The sequence below is a fragment of the Cardiobacterium valvarum genome, from assembly GCF_900460955.1.
Classification (GTDB): Bacteria; Pseudomonadota; Gammaproteobacteria; order Cardiobacteriales; family Cardiobacteriaceae; genus Cardiobacterium; species Cardiobacterium valvarum.
Map to the genome: position 1 here is coordinate 223,374 of NZ_UFUW01000001.1, position 18,130 is coordinate 241,503.

Genomic DNA, 18,130 nt, shown 5'->3' on the forward strand with positions numbered 1-18,130 from the left:
ATGCGCAGGCGTATCCGGATGGAGCAAGGCACAAACCAACGTTATAGGCGCCCTGTGTGGCACCGTGCCATTTGCTTTCGCTGCCTTTGATTGCAGCATAGACAGCGATGTTTTTCATACATGGGCGACAGAAATACTGCTGCCGGAACTGCCCGCCTGCAGCGTGATCGTGATGGACAACGCCTCCTTCCACAAACGGCAGGACACGCCGGATGCGTTACAGGCTGAGGGACATGCGGTGCTGTGGCTTCCGCCCTATAGCCCGGATTTCAACCCGATAGAGAAGACATGGGCATGGATCAAACGGTTGAGGAAACAATGGCGGTTGGCTGATGTGAATGCCCTGCTGTTTTGGTTCTTTACTCTCGTTACTCTTTATTAGCGATTCGACTATATGCCGCTTGATACCGCTCACTTTCTTGCCCGCATCGTAGCCTTTTCCATAGCCGTATCCGTGTTCTTCACACTCTGCGCATCAATGATCAGGAAAGTGGTTGCTTCATTACGTCCCTGCTTGCGGCGCTCCGCAACCACCTGATTTTTTTAACGCTTCCTCAAGGATGCTGATACCGTTTTCGCGGGGCTCGCTCCATCTCTGGAAGTAGGAATGAACGGTGCGCCATTTGGGGAAATCGCCCGGTAAGGCACGCCAGGGACAGCCGGTACGCTGCAGATAGAGGATGGCGCAAAAGACATCGTATAAGTCCACTTTGCGCGGTGCTGTGCGTTTACGGGCACTTTCCAAAAGAGGGAGAAGGGGGGCAAATTGTGTGCGACTGATATCGCTTGGGTAGGCTTTTCTGTCCATGCCGATAGTTTACAGCAGAGATGGAGACTATGAACACGTTCTTACGGGGGACGGTGAGAAACCTACCTCATGCTGTCCACGCGGGATAAACGGTGTAAGCTAGGAACAATCCATAACACGGAGAATTCCCATGAATGCCTATCACCATGTTCGTCTGCAATTATTGCTGGATTATTGGCGTCTCCACCGCGCTTTGCCGCCGAGTATTCTGCCTAGCGGCGCATACGATCGCTTGACCGATGTGCCTGGTGTGCGTGTCGGCCATTACACCTTGGCGGATGCTGATTGTCAGAGTGGTGTGACCGCCATTATCCCCGCCGACGGCAATCTTTTCACTGATCCACTACCCTGTGGTGTCGCTGTCCTGAACGGTTTCGGCAAAAGTACGGGGCTCATCCAGATTAGTGAACTTGGGACGCTTGAAACTCCGCTCCTCTTGACCAATACGCTCAGCGTTGGTACCTGCTATACCGCTTTGGTACGCCACGCTGTCGCGGAGAACCCCGATATCGGCCGCGAGACGTCAACGGTCAATCCCGTTGTTCTCGAATGCAACGACGGTTATCTCAACGATATTCAGCGTCTTACTGTTAGCGAAGCGATGGCGGTGGAAGTGCTCGCCACTGCACAGTCTGATTTTGCCCGTGGCGCGGTCGGTGCGGGACGCGGCATGAGCTGTTTTGGCCTAAAAGGTGGTATCGGCACGGCATCGCGCCGCATTGGCGCGTGCATGCTTGGACTGCTGGTACTGGCCAATTTTGGCCGCTTGCCGGATATTCGCTTGGACGGTATTCCCTGTGGCGATGTATTGCAGCAGGCTCTTGATGCCGCGCCTGCACCCGCTGAATGCGGTTCCATCATCATCGTAATGGTGACGGATGCCCCGCTGGATGCCCGCCAGCTGACCCGTCTCGCCAAGCGGGCAGGCGCAGGATTGGGACGCATGGGCAGCCATTGGGGACATGGTTCGGGTGATATTGTTCTTGCGTGCAGTACCGACCGCAGCGGGAAGCGTCTCGACCCTGAAAGCGCACTAGATGATTTCTTCCGCGCTGCTGCCGATGGTACCGAGTATGCCGTGCGTGATGCCCTGCTCAGTGCGGAGAGTGTCCGTGGCTTTCGCGGGCATCAGCGTACGGCTTTGGCGGCACTGTTGGACCAGCTCGCGTCGGCATAGACGCGTTGCCACGGCTGTAGCGAACGGGGAAAACGGTGGACTGGTAAACGTGCACAATCACCGATCAGCCTCACATGATTACTCGTCTGACGTGGTCATTTCCGCCAACCGCCCCGCTTGCGACAACAGGGCTTCTCCGTCGTGGACGCCCTCGGCACGTGAAAAAACACATGACCGGCGCCGAGGACGCGTCTAACATAAAAAAACAGGCCGCCCTGTTCCTGGGCAGCCTGCGGACACTCCAACCAACTGAAAATCAGGGTAAAACTATGGCAACCGAACCGAACCGAACCGAACCGAACCGAACCGAACCGAACCGAACCGAACCGAACCCGAACCGAACCGAACCGAACCGAACCGAACCGAACCGAACCGAACCGAACCGAACCGAACCGAACCGAACCGAACCGAACCGAACCGAACCGAACCGAACCGAACCGAACCGAACCGAACCGAACCGAACCGAACCGAACCGAACCGAACCGAACCGAACCGAACCGAACCGAACCGAACCGAACCGAACCGAACCGAACCGAACCGAACCGAACCGAACCGAACCGAACCGAACCGAACCGAACCGAACCGAACCGAACCGAACCGAACCGAACCGAACCGAACCGAACCGAACCGAACCGAACCGAACCGAACCGAACCGAACCGAACCGAACCGAACCGAACCGAACCGAACCGAACCGAACCGAACCGAACCGAAATTATACACGAAGATGAAAATAATTACATCAAAAACAATGTAATACAGTTTAAGTCCCTCTTCCCCGAAGTCTTCTGCGAAGAGAAAATCGACTTTGAAAAACTCAAACTCGTCCTCGGTGCGGACAATCTTGCTGACGCGGGCGAACGCTATCAGCTCAATTGGGCGGGTAAAACTGCCGCCTATCTCAACTTGCAAAGCCCCACTTCCAATACCTTGGCCCCTTGTCGGGAAGAATCGGTAGATTTCGACAGTACGCAAAACGTGTTTATCGAGGCCGAAAATCTCGAAGCCTTGAAAATCCTGCAAAAAGCCTATGCCGGCAGCGTAAAAATGATTTATATCGACCCGCCCTACAACACCGGCAATGATTCCTTCATCTATCCCGACAAATTTTCCGAAAGCCGCGAAGAATACGCCCGCCGCGTCGGTGATACCGACGACACGGGCTACCTGAAACGCGACGGCGTGTTCCAGGGCGCATGGCGCAAAAACGGCAAAGATAACGGGCATTACCACAGCAACTGGCTCTCCATGATGCTGCCGCGCCTGCATCTGGCGAAAACCTTGCTGCGCGAAGACGGCGTAATTTTTATCTCGATAGACGACAACGAACAGGCGCAGTTGAAACTGCTGTGTGATGAGGTGTTTGGGGCGGAAAATTTTGTTGCTGAGTTGCCATGGAAGGGACGCGGTGGCGGTGCAGATGACAAGAATTTATTACAAAACCATGAATATATTTTGATGTATGCAAAAAATAAAGAACAGTTTACGGTTGGTAGGAAAATCAAATCTGATGAGAAATTTCCCAAGTTTGATGCTGAAAAAAATAGATTTTATAAAACACAATTAGCAAGAAAATGGGGAAGTGGTGCAACACGCCAAGATAGACCAAATCTTTTTTATCCGATTAAGACATATGATGGAATTGAAATTACACCAAAACTTCCTGATAGTTCTGATGGACGATGGCGATGGAATGAAAAAAGAATGAAAACATGTTTATCAAATAAAGATATTGAATTTCAAAAACGTGATGATGGAGAGTGGGAAGCATATGAGAAAATTTATCAACCATTAGAAGGCGAATTTCGCACACAGCTTTATGCCGCATGGTTGCAAAGCGAAATTGCGGAAGAATTAGAGGAAATTTTGGATGAAACTGATGCTAAAAATACAGCTTTTGGTACAAAACAAACAAAATTACTTTTTGATAATCAAACGTGCTTCAGTTATCCAAAACCAACACCACTCATCAAAATTTTGATGAAAATTTCATCTTTAAATGACAATGAAATTGTTATGGATTTTTTCTCTGGTAGTGGTACAACTGCACAAGCAATTATGGAACTAAATACAGAAACAGCAACTATAAGTTCTCGCCATTTTATTTGTATTCAACTTCCAGAAGATTTAGAAATATCATTAAAACAAGCAACAACATCCGAAGCAAGACGTACAATTCAAACGGCTATTGATTTTCTGTATAAAATCAATAAACCAAGTACCATCGCCGAAATCGCTAAAGAACGTATCCGCCGCGCAGGCAGGCAGATTTCAGACAGCCTTCAAGACGGATCGGAAATAGATACGGGCTTTAAAGTTTTCAAACTTGCCGAAAGCGGTTTCAGGCAATGGCGGCAGCCCGAACGCGCCGATGCTGCAAGCCTGCAGCGCGAATTGTCGCTGAATATTGATGCCGTTCTGCCTGATACATCGTCTGAAAACCTGCTTTATGAATTGATGCTGCGTCTGGGTTTGAAGTTGACCTGCAAGGTTTTGCATTCGGACAGCGTGTACCAAGTGGAAGACGAGGATACAGGCAGGCTGTGTCTGTTTCTATTGGAACGCGTAAATCAAGAATTGATAGATGCCGTGCTGGCGAAAACTCCTGCCAAGGTGGTGGCTTTGGACAGGCTGTTCGACGGCAACGATGCCTTGAAAAGCAACACCGTGTTGCAAATGAAGGATGCGGGCGTGGTGTTCGAGTGCGTGTAGGGAGGAAATCATGGAACTGCAATTTGAAGAACTGCCCTACCAGCTTGATGCGGTGAACGCCATCGTCAATCTGTTTACCGGACAGCCGAACCCTGACGAGGCATTCAGCCTGTCGGGCGGGGAAGCGGGGCGTTTTGTCGGCAACACGCTGGTTTTGGATGAGGAAACGGTCAGTAAAAACCTGAATGCGGTGCAGCGGCGAAACGGGCAGCCTGAAACGGACATCGGTGCGCACGGGCTCAATTTCTCGCTAGAAATGGAAACGGGCACGGGCAAAACCTATGTCTATCTGCGCACGATTTACGAATTAAACCGCCGCTACGGTTGGAAGAAGTTTGTGATTGTCGTGCCAAGCGTGGCGATACGCGAGGGTGTGTTGCAGACTTTGCGCAGTACGAAGGCGCACTTCAATGAATTGTTCGACAAACCCATTGCCCATTATGCGGAATATAAAAGCGGGCGGCTGTCGGATTTGCGTGCTTTTGCCGTGAACAGTCATATCGAGATTCTGGTCCTCAATATCCAGTCGTTTGAAAAGGAATTGAATGTGATCAATCAGGTCAACGAAAGCGGCGATGCGCCAATCAAGTTTATTCAGGAAGTGCGCCCGATTGTTGTTATTGACGAGCCGCAGAATATGGAAACAGCAGGCCGCCTGAATGCGTTGGCATCGCTCAATCCGCTCTTTACCCTGCGCTATTCGGCCACACATAAAAAACCGTATCACAAGGTGTACAGCTTGAATCCGGTGCAAGCCTACAACTTAAAGCTGGTGAAGCAGATTGAAGTGTTATCGGTATTGACGGAAAACGATGTGAATGGCGCGTTCGTGGAATTGCTGGAAGTGAAACAGGCGGCAAAAAGCAGCCTGAAAGCCGATATAAATATCCATTTCCGCGACAAGAAAGAAACTAAAAAGAAGAAAATATCTGTCAAAAAGAATGACGATGTGTTTGCCAAATCCGGCGGTAATGAAGCCTACCGCCACGGTTTTATTATTGACGGCATGGATTTCGACAATCAGGCACTGGCATTTTCCAGCGGAAAAATCATTACGCGCGGCAGCGATGATGCGGTGTACGACGAAATCATGAAAAGCCAGATCCGTGCAACGGTGAAAGAACATTTGGCGAAGGAAAAACGCCTGAATCCGCAGGGTATCAAGGTATTGTCGCTGTTCTTCATCGACCGCGTGGAAAACTACCGTGCGGAAGGCGGTATGGCGGGCAAATTCGCCCGATGGTTTGAGGAAATCTACCGCGAAGAAACCAAGGGCCAAAGTCCCGACGGCGTGCATAACGGCTATTTCTCGCAAGACAGGAAAGGCCGTCTGAAAAACACCGACGGCACGACGCAGGCGGACAACGACACCTACCACCTGATTATGCGTGACAAGGAAACCCTGCTTTCCTTCGCCAGCCCGCTACGCTTTATCTTCTCGCATTCCGCGTTGAAAGAGGGCTGGGACAACCCCAATGTTTTCCAAATCTGCACGCTCAATGAAACCCGCTCGCCGCTGAAAAAGCGGCAGGAAATCGGGCGCGGTTTGCGCCTGGCGGTCAATCAGGACGGCGGCCGTGTATATGACGAAAAAACCAATATATTGACCGTGATTCCGAATGAAAGCTATGAGTCGTTTGCCGCCAATCTGCAAAAAGAATATGAAGACGAGTGCGGCGTGAAATTTGCCGCTGCCAATATTAAAGACGGCAGTAAAAAGAAAAAGCAGTTTTTTCGCAAGGATTTCCCGCTGGATCCGGAATTTCAGGCGGTTTGGGACAAAATCAAATACCAGACGCGCTACCGTGTGCAATTCGATACGGAGGAATTAATCAAGCAGGCAGCGGCAGCGGTCATGAATCTGTCCGCCATACAGCCGCCGAAAATCCGCTATCACAAGGCATCGCTTGCCATGGAAACGGTCGAATACGATGCGCGGGATGAAGCGCCACTATACAATCTGACCCTCAAAGAAAGTTTCAGCGGCAGTAGCAATATGACATTTGTCTGGGATATTCCCGATATATTGGCCGAAATGCAAAGGAAAACGGGGCTGACACGGCGCACCTTGTTTGCCATCCTCACACAATCGGGACGTTTGCACGATGCCGTCACCAACCCGCAGCGCTTTGTTGATTCGGCCGCCGCAGCGGTAAACCGCAGCCTGCAAAAACTGATGGTGCAGGGCATCAAATATGAACGGACGGATGCGGTATATGCGCAATCCCTACTGACCGAGATGGAAAGAAACGGTATCGAGTTTTATGCCAATGAACACACATTCACCATCAGCAATCCGCAAAAAACCATTTGCGAAAACTATATTCCGCTGGATTCGTATACGGAGAAACGGTTTGCGGCAGATTGCGAGAATTATGACGCCGGAAAAGAAGGCGGTGTTATTTTTTATTGCAAATTGCCGCACTGGTTCAAAATCCCCACCCCGCTGGGCAACTATAATCCGGATTGGGCTGTTGTGATGCGGCAAAAGGAAAAGGCTTATTTTATTGCTGAAACCAAGAATACCGGCCAGGGTGATGGCATTGATATGGATAAATTGCGCGAAGAAGAGCGGATGAAGATTCGTTGTGCGCGGGTTTTCTTTAATTCCCTGGATGACATCGAATATAAGGCGGTCGGCAAGGTGGAGGAGTTGAATGGCCAGTAGCGCAGTCCAGGCATGGGAAGGGGGCTCGCCAAGCGGCGTAGATACTGGGTCCGCCAAGCGGCGAAAATGCTGGTTTCTCGCAGGTGGAGGGATATTTGTGGCGGGCTGAAGCCCGCCCTACGGTTTGGAGGTCTCCGAGCAGCGTGGTTGCCGGGTTTTTAATCCCCCTTTCCACCCTTCGGGCACCTTCCCCCGCAAGCGGGGAAGGTTTTTTTACACGATATTCCGGCCTAGGTTCGCGCCAAGCGGCGTCAATGCTGGGGCCGCCAAGCGGCGCAAATGCTGGCTTCTCGCAGATGAAGGCATGTTTGCGGCGGGCTGAAGCCCGCCCTACGGTTTGGGTCGTATCAGGCTCAGGCATTCAGATAGCGTTCGCGGGCGGCCGTCCAGCGGTCAAGCAGGGTCTGGCACCAGTCCGGGTGGTGGGCGCGGAAATCGCGGGTGAGGCGTTCGGTTTCACCCAAAAGGTCGGCGTCCAGCGGCAGTTTGGCGACGCGGAACATGGCTTCGCCGGTTTGTCGTGTGCCGAGCAGTTCGCCCGCGCCGCGTATGGCGAGGTCTTCTTCGGCGATGCGGAAGCCGTCGGTGGTTTCGCGCATGATGCGCAGGCGGCGTTGTGCGGTGTCGCCCAGCGGTGGCTGGTACATGAGCAGGCAGTAGGATTGTTCGCTGCCGCGTCCGACCCGGCCGCGCAGTTGGTGCAGTTGCGCGAGGCCGAAGCGTTCGGCGTTTTCGATGATCATCAGGGTGGCATTCGCCACGTCCACGCCGACTTCGATGACGGTAGTGGCGACGAGGAGTTGTGCTTCGCCCGCGACGAAGGCCGCCATTGCCGCCTGGCGCTCGTCGTTCGCCATTTTGCCGTGGATGAGGGCGACCCGGATGTCGGGTAGCAGGGTTTGCAGTTGTTCGGCGGTTGCGGCGGCGTTTTCGCATTCGAGGGCGTCGGATTCTTCGATGAGCGGGCAAACCCAGTAGGCTTGCCGCCCGTCGCGGCAGTTGGCACCGACGCGGGCGATGACGGTGTCGCGTTTGTGGTTCGCGACGACATTGGTCTGGATGGGGCGGCGGCCGGCGGGCAGGGTGTCGATGATGGACAGGTCGAGTTCGCCGTAGAGGCTCATGGCGAGGGTGCGCGGGATGGGGGTGGCGGTGAGGACGAGCTGATGCGCGGCGTAGTCGGCGGTTTTTTCTTGCAGTTGCAGGCGCTGGTGCACGCCGAAGCGGTGCTGTTCGTCGATGACGACGAGGGCGAGGCGGGCGTAGGCAACGTGTTCTTGGAAGACGGCGTGGGTGCCGATGATGAGCTGGGCGCTGCCGTCGGCGATGGCGGCGATGGCGGCGCGTTTTTCTGCGCCCGCCATTTTGCTGGTGAGTGTGGTGAGGGTGACGGGGAATCCGGCGAGCAGGCGGCGGAGGTTGGCGGCATGCTGTTCGGCGAGCAGTTCGGTCGGCACCATCAATACGGCCTGGCTGCCGGCGGCGATGGCCTGCAGGCAGGCGGCGAGGGCGACGATGGTTTTGCCGGAGCCGACGTCGCCCTGCACGAGGCGCATCATCGGTGTCGCTTGCGCGAGATCGGCAGCGATTTCGGCGCAGACACGTTCTTGTGCGCGGGTGAGGGTGTAGGGCAGGGCGGCGCGGAAGTCGCGCAGGAGCGGGGCGTCGGCGGGCAGGGCGAGGGCGCGCTGGCTGCGTACGCGGGCACGGGCGTTCTGGATGGCGAGTTGGTGTGCGCAGAGTTCTTCGAGGATGAGGCGGCGGCGCGCGGGGTGGCTGCGCTCAAGCAGGGCGTCCGGGCTGCTGTTGTCCGGCGGGCGGTGCAGGGCGGTGAGCGCGGCGGGCAGCGGGAGGTAGCCGGCGGCGGTGAGCGGGTCGGCTTCAGGCAGGGTGGGCAGGATGAGGTCGAGCGCTTTTTTGATGACGCCCTGCCAGCGCGCCTGGCCGAGGCCTTTGACGGTGGGATAGACGGGGTAGAGGTGTTCGGCGAGTTGCGGGATTTGTCCGGCTTCGAGCCAGGTGATTTCCGGATGGTGGATCTGGTAGCCGCGCGGCGTCCAGCAGGCTTTGCCGTAGTAGAGGCCGCGCCGCCCGGGGACGAAGGCTTTTTGCTGGCTGGGGTAGTAGTTGAAGTAGAGCAGTTTGCACATGTCGCCCGCTTCGTCGCGTACGGTGACGGTGAGGATGCGCCGCTGGCGCTGGATGAGGTCGGCGTGGATGATTTCGCCGCAGATTTGCACGGTCACGCCGTCGCGCAGGGCGGCAATGGGGGTGAGGTGCGAGCGGTCTTCGTAACGCAGCGGCAGGTGCAGGATGAGTTCGCGCAGGGTGGTGATGCCGGCGCGGGCGAAGAGTTCGGCGGTTTTTTCGCTGATGTCGAGCGCGGCGGGCAGGGTGAGGGCGAGGTCGGTCATGGGGTGTGGCCCCAGAAGGGCAGGTAGTGCAGCGTTTCGTGGCGCGCCTGGGCGGCGAGGCGATCGGCGAGGCTGTGGATGGGCATGGAATGGTGAAGGGGGGGATGGGCTGAATATTGTGGCATGTTTGCGCTTGCCGCTTATGCGGCTTTCCATGCCGCCAGGATGTGCAGGACGACGAGGGCGAGGAAGGCGGCGGCGGGCAGGGCGCTGCCGGTGATGCCCACGAGCGCCACGGCGATGAGCATGGCCGCCTGCGCGGTGAATAGGTAGAGCAGGGCGCGGGTGAGGTAGTAGAGGGGAACCATCAGCGCGGCAGGCGGGATTTGTGGGTGTTTGCAAGCGGCAGCAGCAAGGGGCAGCCCCACAACGGCGATTCTGATGAGGGGGTGTTCCAGCAGGCTGTTGGGCAGGGCGAGCAGTATGAGGGTGAGGCTGCCGGCCAGATAGAGCGGGGCGATGAGGAGGATGCCGAGCAGGTGGCTGATGATGCGGGTTGCGCGTGCGCCGAGGGGTAACGGGCGGTAGCAGTAAACCGTGCTTAGCGCGGTTAGCGGGCAGATCAGGAGGGCGATGAGGTCGCTGGCCGGTTCGCGGTAGGCAATGAGGAATGTGAGGCTGACGAGGATGGCAAGGCAGCCGTTATCGAACAGGGCGCGGCGCAGTGCGTCTTCTTGTGGCGGGATGCGTGGCCAGTGGGTGATGGCACAGGCAATACCCAGTATGGTGGTGAAGATCAGGGTGAAGGTTTGTTCGCCTGGACTGAATGTGTTGGCAGGTAGCCAGTAGGGACTGGTCAGGCACCAGAGGAGACCCACGGGGTAGAGCCAAGCAAGCAGGTTGTAGATTGCCGCTTGTGGCGGATGCCAACCGGCGGTGATGGCGCGTTTGCATTGCCACAAGGTTTGCGCGGCGCGGCCAATCAGCCACAGGACACCGAGGGTTAGGGTGGCATGGAGGGTATGCGGGTATCGGGCGGTGATGAGGCAGAGGGTCAGGATGATGGCAATATCGGTTGCCAGCCTGCGCAGCAGACGTGAGCAGGGACGGTAGTGGTCGTGCAGGGTGCGCAGTGGCGGACAGATACGGTTGAGGATGTGGTCGGGATCGATGCGGCGCAGGCCGAACTCGCCAAATCTGTCGAAGAAGTGCAGGAGGAGGATGAAGGCCAGGGGCGAGCCATGGAGCGAAGGCGATGAATATGAGAAATCACTTCGGCTTGTGGTCGCTGGGGCTTCGTTGTTGGTGAGGGTAAAGACGACAGCGAAGACGACGGCGGCGACGATGCCGATACCTATCCAGAGTTTGCGATAGTCGCGTGGCGGCGCGTAGCTGAGGGGGCTGGCAGCAATAGCGGGCCAGAGGGAAGAACGCAGGCGTTGGTAATCCTGATAGGCGGGATGGATGCGCGTTGCCGCCCAGTCGCGCCACAGTGATGCGTAGCGGCGCAGCGGGTTTTTCCTCAGCCAGGCGGCAAGGTCGGGGTAGGTATTCGTGAGAGCGGCGGCGAAGGCGCTGCGGTCACCGGCGGCGATGTAAGCGAGTTGCCGCTGCTGCTGCCAGGCAGGGTCGTGGCGGCCAAGCTGGTAATGCGCATCTGCCCACAGGGTGCTGTGCGGCAGGTGCTGCTGCATGAGGTGGGCTTGCAGGGCGGCGGTGTAGTCGCTGCGCAGGTCGATGTGTTCGAGGCTGGGGAGGGTCGCTTGTGCTTGCAGGATGGCGAGCAGCCGGTCGTCATTCTGCCCCTGCCATTCTTGGTGCAGGCGGGCGAGCAGGGCGGACTGGCGCACCGCAGGATCGATATGCGGCAGGGTGTAGTGTTCATCCAGCCAGCGGTTTGCGGCGGGGCGGTCGTACCAGTCGGGGCGCTGTTCGGCGAGTTGGGTCAGGTATTGGCTGCGCGCCGGCGGGTAGGCGAGGATGGGGTCGGCAGCCTGGTTTTCGAGCAGGGCGGTTAGTGCCGCGTCGTCTGCCGTCTGCAAGAGGGCGCGGGTAAAGGTGGCAATGCGTTCGCTGGGGTAGTCGCGGTAGGTGGGCGGAATGGTGTCGGGAAAGGCCGATGGGTACCGGGTCCTCGCCCAGTAGTAGCTGCGCGGACGGGCGAGGCTGTTAGTGAGATAGTCAACCAGCGCGGCAAGCCAAACGTCTCGCACGGCGATTGCCGTCAGTACGGGGTCTGCCGCTTGTTGTTGCAGGGTGCGGCAGAGTTCGCTGTCGTTTATGGCTTCTTCCCATTGGCGGCAGTAGGCAGCGATGTACTCATTGAGCAGGTAGTAGTCGGGGTCGTACAGCTCATAGTTTTGCTGTACCCAAAGGTTGCTGCGTGGATAGGTATCGTCATCAAGATGGGTGAGCAACCCGGTAATGTAGTCGAGGCGGAAATCGATGTTATCGAGGGCGGGGTGGGTGACCTGGCTTTGCAGGATAGCGAGCAGTTGCGCGTCGTCCTGCCCCTGCCATGCCTGTTGCAGTTGCCGCAAGAGGACGGTGGCTTCGAGGGGGGTGAAGGTGGGCTGGGTGCTGCCGTCCTGATAGTCGTGGGCGGCAGGTTCAGCGAGCGGGTAGGGTTGTTCCGGGGCAGCGGGCGGGGTGTCGCGGTAGTCGTGCGCGGCGGGTTCAGCGAGCGGGTAGGGTTGGCTGGGTTCATACGGGCTGACGCTGTTATCACGACTGCCATCGGCGCTAACAGGCGGCTTGCCCGGCGTCCAGCCCGTGGGGCGGCGGGGTTCGTCGCGGCGGTTTTCGTAGTGGTGGCGCAGGCGCAGGGCTTCTTCGTAAGCGGCGCGGACGCGGCGGAAGCCTGCCGGATCGCGGTCAGGACGGTGTTGGCGGATGAGTGCCGCGTAGGCGGTCTTGATGGCGGTTTCGTCGCCGGTTGGCGCGATGCCAAGGGTTTGCCAGCAATTCATAGCGGGGGTCAGTAGTGAACAGGGGTGCCATCTTATCCCACCCTGCCGCGTATCCCATCCTGTCGCCAAACGGCGTGGTTACCGGGCCCACCAAGCGGTGTCATTACTGGGCCCGCCAAGCGGCGTAAATACCGGGGTTCGTAGAGACGTTGCCTGCAACGTCTCAAAAGCAAAAGCGCGTAGTCACCCCGCTTGGCGGCCGCGTTTACCCGAAACGCAAAAAGCAGGCTGAGCCTGCCCGGCGGGCTGAAGCCCGCCCTACGCCCGTCAAGTGGCGTAAAAAACAGCGCCGGGATGGCGCTGTTGGAAAAGGCGGCGGATTTAATCGTCCCGCTTGACGTAACGCACTTTGCCGCTGCGTGCGTCGATTTTTACGTCGTACTCGCGGCCGTCGGCGGCACGGACTTCCACGTCGAAATGGTCGTCGCGCGGTGCGTGGTCAAATTCCACATCTGTAACTCGCCCGCCTTTCACCGCCTGACGCGCGATTTGCGCGGCGCGTTCGTATGAAATGAACTGTTTGCGGTGCCGGGCATAGTAGGCGTTGTCATCAGCGGCGCGGGCTGGAGCGGCTGCGAAGACGAAGGCAGCGGCGAGGATGCTGCCGGTGAAGAGCAAGGGGTTCATATGGGCTCCTTTAATGTCTTGAAGTCTTGGAAAGTCGCGGCAGTGCCGACGCCGCGCATTATGGCGGCCCACTCTTAGCGGAAAGTTAGCGGTGGGTGTCGGCTATGTAACGGCATTTGTGCGCAAGGTTTATCATATTTCCTTTCACCCATACGGAACTCACATGGACACCATCGCCATACGCGGCGCACGCACTCACAATCTGAAAAATATCGACCTCGACCTGCCGCGCGACAAGCTTATCGTCATCACCGGCCTTTCCGGCAGCGGCAAATCCTCGCTCGCCTTTGACACCATCTACGCCGAAGGACAGCGGCGCTACGTTGAATCCCTTTCCGCTTACGCGCGCCAGTTCCTCTCCATCATGGACAAGCCCGATGTTGACCACATCGAAGGCCTCTCGCCCGCCATCTCCATCGAGCAAAAATCCACCTCGCACAACCCGCGCTCCACCGTCGGCACCATCACCGAAATCCACGACTACCTGCGCCTGCTCTTCGCCCGCGTCGGCATTCCGCGCTGCCCGGAACACGGCATCGAGCTGAACGCGCAGACCGTGAGCCAGATGGTGGACAGCATCCTCGCCTTCCCGCCGGAAAGCCGCTGGATGCTGGTTGCGCCGCTGGTGCAGGGCAGGAAGGGCGAACACAGCAAACTGTTGCAGGACATCCGCCAGCAGGGCTTCGTGCGCGCACGTATCGACGGCGAAACCTACGACCTTGACACCCTGCCCGCCATTGACGGGCGGCGCAAACACGATATCGGCGTCGTCGTTGACCGCTTCGTCAACCGCGACGGCATCGCGCAGCGCCTCGCCGAATCGCTGGAAACCGCGCTCAGCCTCGCTGACGGTATCGTCCAGCTGGTTGCCATGGACGACGGCGGCGCGACACACACCTTCTCCTCCAAATACGCCTGCCCCGTGTGCGGTTACGCCCTGAGCGAGCTCGAACCGCGCCTCTTCTCCTTCAACAACCCGCACGGCGCCTGCCCCGAATGCGACGGCCTCGGCGTAAACAGCTTCATCGACCCCGCCCGTGTCGTCATGCACCCCTACCTCTCCATTGCCGCCGGCGCGGTGCGTGGCTGGGACCGCCGTACCCCCTACTTCTACCCGCAAATGCAGGCACTCGCCGCGCATTACGACTTCGACCTCGAAAACACCGCCTTCGAAGACCTGCCGGAAAACATCCAGAACCTCGTCCTCTACGGCAGCGGCGACACCAAAATCCCCATGCCGAGCATCGGTGCGGGCGGGGCGGTGCGCCTGCGCGAAGCCACCTTCGAAGGCATCATCACCACCATGAACCGCCGTTACCGCGAGACCGACAAAGCCAACGTCCGCGACGAAATCAGCCAGTTCCTCAACAACCGCGAATGCCCCGCCTGCCACGGCACCCGCCTCAACCGCGCCGCCCGCCACGTTTACATTGACGGCACCACCCTGCCCGATATCAACCGCTGGTCCATCGCCGACGCACAGCACTGGGCGGACAACCTCAACCTCAGCGGCGCACGCGGGGAAATCGCCGCCAAAATCCTCAAAGAAATCCGCGATCGCCTGGGATTTCTCAACAACGTCGGCCTCAACTATCTCACCCTCGCCCGCAGCGCCGAAACCCTCTCCGGCGGCGAAGCACAGCGCATCCGCCTCGCCTCGCAAATCGGCGCGGGGCTGGTCGGCGTCATGTACGTCCTTGACGAACCCTCCATCGGCCTGCACCAGCGCGACAACGCCCGCCTGCTTGCCAGCCTCCTGCGCCTGCGCGACCTCGGCAACACCATCATCGTCGTCGAACACGACGAAGACGCCATCCGTGCCGCCGATTACGTCGTCGATATCGGTCCTGGTGCCGGCATCCACGGCGGCGCCATCACCGCGCAAGGTACCCCCGCCGAAATCAGCGCCCACCCCGATTCCCTCACCGGCAAATACCTCTCCGGCCGCGAAACCATCGCCGTGCCCGCCACGCGCACCCCGCGCGACAAAAACCGTCTGCTGCACCTCTACGGCGCCAGCGGCCACAACCTGAAAAACATCAACCTCGAACTGCCGCTCGGCCTTCTCACCTGCGTCACCGGCGTCTCCGGCAGCGGCAAAAGCACCCTCGTCAACGAAACGCTCGCCAAAGCCGCCGCCAAACACCTCAACCGCGCCGGCGACGACCCCGCGCCCTACGAACGCATCACCGGCCTTGACCAGTTCGACAAAATCATCAATATTGACCAGTCGCCCATCGGTCGCACCCCCCGATCCAACCCCGCCACCTACACCGGCATCTTCACCGCCATCCGCGACCTTTTCGCCGGCACCCAGGAAAGCCGCGCGCGCGGCTACACGCCGGGGCGCTTCTCCTTCAACGTCAAAGGCGGCCGATGCGAAGCCTGCCAGGGCGACGGCGTCATCAAAGTCGAAATGCACTTCCTGCCGGACGTGTACGTCGCCTGCGACATCTGCCACGGCGCGCGCTACAACCGCGAAACCCTCGGCATCACCTACAAAGGCAAAACCATCAGCGACGTGCTGGACATGGACATCGAAGAAGCCTGGCACTTCTTTGAAAACATTCCGGCGCTGCAACGCAAACTGCAAACCCTGCTCGACGTGGGACTCAGCTACATCCGCCTCGGGCAAAACGCCGTGACCCTCTCCGGCGGCGAAGCGCAGCGGGTCAAGCTCGCGCGCGAACTCTCCAAACGCGACACTGGCCGCACCCTCTACATCCTCGACGAACCGACCACCGGCCTGCACTTCCACGACGTGCGGCAACTGCTGGACGTGCTGCACCGCCTGCGCGATGGCGGTAACACCATCGTCGTCATCGAACACAACCTCGACGTCATCAAAACCGCCGACTGGATTGTGGACCTGGGCCCGGAAGGCGGCAGCGGCGGCGGGGAAATCATCGCCGTCGGCACACCGGAACAAATCGCCGCCAACCCGAAGAGCTACACCGGAGAATTCCTCAAACCGCTGCTTGCGCGCGAAGACCCATAAAACGCCGCCAAGCGGCGTCGTTACGGGCCTCGCCAAGCGGGACAAGTGCGGAGATGGGTATCAAAGACGTGTGCGTCGGCGGTAGTCGAATTCGATGAAAAAAGCCGCAGCGGCCAGGGCGAGGTAGGCAACAGTGAGGGTAAACCGGGTCTCGGCGCTGATGAGGACGATACAGCGGTGCAGGTACAGGCAGTTACCGTAATCGAGGATGACCGCGGCGGTGAAAAGGACGTTCGCCCAGAAGAAGCGGCGGATGGTGGGCGTGACGGCTGCGCGCGGAACAGGCGCATTGCCCGGTGTCAGCGGCGGCAGCGGCTGGTTATGGATAACGGCATCGACAGTGGCGGCGATTTCCCGGGCGCTGTCGTTGGCGTCTTGCAGATAATGGATGTCGATTTTGTAGCGGTTACCAAGGCGGTCGGTGATGTGCAGATAGTGGCCAGACTTCGCTTCATTTCCCTCTTGCCCCGCTGTGATGCTGCGGATGTCCGCCCAGGGCAGGCTAAACGAATCGCCGATGGTGGTACCGTTGTCGGTTTCGAGGACGTGCAGGCCGCGATTGTTGAGAGTGACTTGGCGACAGGTGCCGCGGTGCAGGTAGTGATTGCGGTAGTGGTTCAAAAGGGTAAACAGGGCGATAAAGCCGGTGGATACGGCAAGAGCAATGGTGTTTTCCAGGATATCGAAGCGCAGCCCGATATCGGGCCAGCAGACGGCCAGCGCCAGGAGCGGCAAAAGGAGGTTGCTGCTGCTGGTCCAGAGGAGGGAAGGCTGCTGCTCGTACCAGGTATGGTTAACATGAACGGTCGGCACAGGCGGCGTGGTCACGAACCGTCCGCGCAGACAGTCCGTAGCGACAGCGGCGATTTCTGGGTAAATGTCGCTGTCCTCTGCAAAGCGGTAATCGCGGTAGGTCAGGGATGGGGCGACACGCGGAGATAGGTGCAGACCGCCGTCACGCACGCTAACGCTATCCAGTGCCTGCCAGCGCCATTGCTGGGTGATAGACCGCCCGGTGTTATAGAGGGTCAGCCCCTGCGGGTCGCAGATAACGGCGGGGGGATAGGGTTTTCTGCCCACGCGGCGTTTGGTGCAGACGTCATGAAGCATACAAAAAACGGATATCAGCCATAACAGCAGGACGACGGCCAGAACATTGAGCGGCATCTGCGTGACAGGGAGAGCGAAAAGGGCGCTTGCACCCAGCCAGGCAAAGAAGAACCGCCGATGGTAGCCGCTGCTGCGGCCGAAATCGTGAACATATTCGCGCCCGCCCCAGCCACGGCTACGCGGGTCGTTGAAACGGGGAGTGAAGTGGGGCATGGGTGTTTGGGTGGTATGAAAGATGCGCGGAATTTTGCGGGCTGCACCATACCAGTGCAAGTGCACCTGCTGCGGCGAGAAGCGGATGCACCGCTTGGTGAGCGCCAAAATCCACACACACTTCACCGCCGCTTCACACAGCGCCGACCGCGCCATACTGGTTTCTCCTCTCTCTGGAAACCCATCATGACTCATCAAACCCCCTATCCCGGCGGCGTCATTACCCGCTTTACCGGCGTCACCTGCCTCGGCATCCTGCTTGCCGCGCTCGTCCTGCTGCCGCTCGCTGGCGCCAATAACCGGCAAACCCTCATCTTCGCCTGCATCGCGACGCTGCTCTACCCCGCTCCAGCCGTCCTTAGCGGCATCTTCCTTGCCCGCCGCCGTGCCTGTCGCGACACGCGCGGCATCCTGCTTGCCGCCGCAAGCGGAGCCTGTGCCTAGCTTTGCGTCCCCATCGCGTTCGCCCTCCTGACCAGCGGGCGCGTCAGCACCG

General features: G+C 58.4%; 10 protein-coding genes and 2 pseudogenes. 6 read left to right on the forward strand and 6 right to left on the reverse strand.

The features are described from left to right. Positions 1-37: 37 nt before the first annotated feature. A pseudogene (locus tag DY250_RS01205) lies at positions 38-382 on the forward strand (transposase); the annotation flags it as partial. Between the two features lie 9 nt (positions 383-391). On the opposite strand, the pseudogene DY250_RS01210 reads toward DY250_RS01205, so the two are convergent. Beyond that, a pseudogene (locus DY250_RS01210) lies at positions 392-808 on the reverse strand (IS5 family transposase); the annotation flags it as partial. A 130-nt stretch (positions 809-938) separates the two neighbouring features. Here DY250_RS01210 and DY250_RS01215 point away from each other — a divergent pair. After that, complete coding sequence (locus tag DY250_RS01215; RefSeq protein WP_115610554.1) at positions 939-1,985, forward strand: DmpA family aminopeptidase; 1,047 nt, start codon at positions 939-941, stop codon at positions 1,983-1,985. Between the two features lie 256 nt (positions 1,986-2,241). Here DY250_RS01215 and DY250_RS01220 read toward each other — a convergent pair whose 3' ends face one another. Next, a complete protein-coding gene (locus DY250_RS01220) occupies positions 2,242-2,895 on the reverse strand; it encodes a hypothetical protein (protein WP_245950986.1) in 654 nt (217 codons plus the stop codon). A gap of 66 nt (positions 2,896-2,961) precedes the next feature. Between DY250_RS01220 and DY250_RS01225 the strand changes: the two genes are divergently transcribed. Together DY250_RS01225 and DY250_RS01230 are read left to right on the forward strand one after the other, a co-directional pair. Further along, on the forward strand, positions 2,962-4,695 hold the full coding sequence (locus DY250_RS01225) for a site-specific DNA-methyltransferase (RefSeq protein WP_245950987.1): 1,734 nt from the start codon (positions 2,962-2,964) through the stop codon (positions 4,693-4,695). A gap of 10 nt (positions 4,696-4,705) precedes the next feature. Beyond that, entirely contained in the window at positions 4,706-7,363 is a 2,658-nt protein-coding gene (locus DY250_RS01230; protein WP_115610556.1) for a restriction endonuclease, read from the forward strand. A 353-nt stretch (positions 7,364-7,716) separates the two neighbouring features. Here DY250_RS01230 and recG read toward each other — a convergent pair whose 3' ends face one another. The 3 genes from recG to DY250_RS01245 all read right to left on the reverse strand — a co-directional run bounded on the left by recG (position 7,717) and on the right by DY250_RS01245 (position 13,313). After that, on the reverse strand, positions 7,717-9,777 hold the full coding sequence (recG, locus tag DY250_RS01235; RefSeq protein WP_115610557.1) for an ATP-dependent DNA helicase RecG: 2,061 nt from the start codon (positions 9,775-9,777) through the stop codon (positions 7,717-7,719). A gap of 140 nt (positions 9,778-9,917) precedes the next feature. Continuing rightward, positions 9,918-12,686, reverse strand: a complete 2,769-nt coding sequence (locus DY250_RS01240; protein ID WP_115610558.1) for a J domain-containing protein — start codon at positions 12,684-12,686, stop codon at positions 9,918-9,920. 321 nt (positions 12,687-13,007) lie between these two features. Next, positions 13,008-13,313 carry a PepSY domain-containing protein gene (locus DY250_RS01245; RefSeq protein WP_115610559.1) on the reverse strand — a complete coding sequence of 102 codons (306 nt, stop codon included), beginning with the start codon at positions 13,311-13,313 and terminating at the stop codon, positions 13,008-13,010. A 163-nt stretch (positions 13,314-13,476) separates the two neighbouring features. Between DY250_RS01245 and uvrA the strand changes: the two genes are divergently transcribed. Beyond that, the gene (uvrA, locus tag DY250_RS01250) at positions 13,477-16,311 is read left to right on the forward strand and encodes an excinuclease ABC subunit UvrA (protein ID WP_115610560.1); all 2,835 of its coding nucleotides are present in this window, start codon (positions 13,477-13,479) and stop codon (positions 16,309-16,311) included. A gap of 60 nt (positions 16,312-16,371) precedes the next feature. Here uvrA and DY250_RS01255 read toward each other — a convergent pair whose 3' ends face one another. Next, positions 16,372-17,634, reverse strand: coding sequence for a hypothetical protein (locus tag DY250_RS01255; protein ID WP_147293426.1), 1,263 nt, complete (start codon positions 17,632-17,634; stop codon positions 16,372-16,374). Positions 17,635-17,820: 186 nt separating this feature from the next. On the opposite strand from DY250_RS01255, the gene DY250_RS01260 reads away from it, so the two are divergent. Continuing rightward, positions 17,821-18,078 carry a hypothetical protein gene (locus DY250_RS01260; RefSeq protein WP_115610562.1) on the forward strand — a complete coding sequence of 86 codons (258 nt, stop codon included), beginning with the start codon at positions 17,821-17,823 and terminating at the stop codon, positions 18,076-18,078. The last annotated feature ends 52 nt before the right edge of the window (positions 18,079-18,130 follow it).

Coding starts and splice junctions, on each gene's coding strand:
- DY250_RS01215 (WP_115610554.1), top strand. CDS start 939: ATGAATGCCTATCACCATGTTCGTCTGCAATTATTGCTGGATTATTGG.
- DY250_RS01230 (WP_115610556.1), top strand. CDS start 4,706: ATGGAACTGCAATTTGAAGAACTGCCCTACCAGCTTGATGCGGTGAAC.
- recG (WP_115610557.1), bottom strand. CDS start 9,777: ATGACCGACCTCGCCCTCACCCTGCCCGCCGCGCTCGACATCAGCGAA.
- DY250_RS01240 (WP_115610558.1), bottom strand. CDS start 12,686: ATGAATTGCTGGCAAACCCTTGGCATCGCGCCAACCGGCGACGAAACC.
- DY250_RS01245 (WP_115610559.1), bottom strand. CDS start 13,313: ATGAACCCCTTGCTCTTCACCGGCAGCATCCTCGCCGCTGCCTTCGTC.
- uvrA (WP_115610560.1), top strand. CDS start 13,477: ATGGACACCATCGCCATACGCGGCGCACGCACTCACAATCTGAAAAAT.
- DY250_RS01255 (WP_147293426.1), bottom strand. CDS start 17,634: ATGCCCCACTTCACTCCCCGTTTCAACGACCCGCGTAGCCGTGGCTGG.
- DY250_RS01260 (WP_115610562.1), top strand. CDS start 17,821: ATGACTCATCAAACCCCCTATCCCGGCGGCGTCATTACCCGCTTTACC.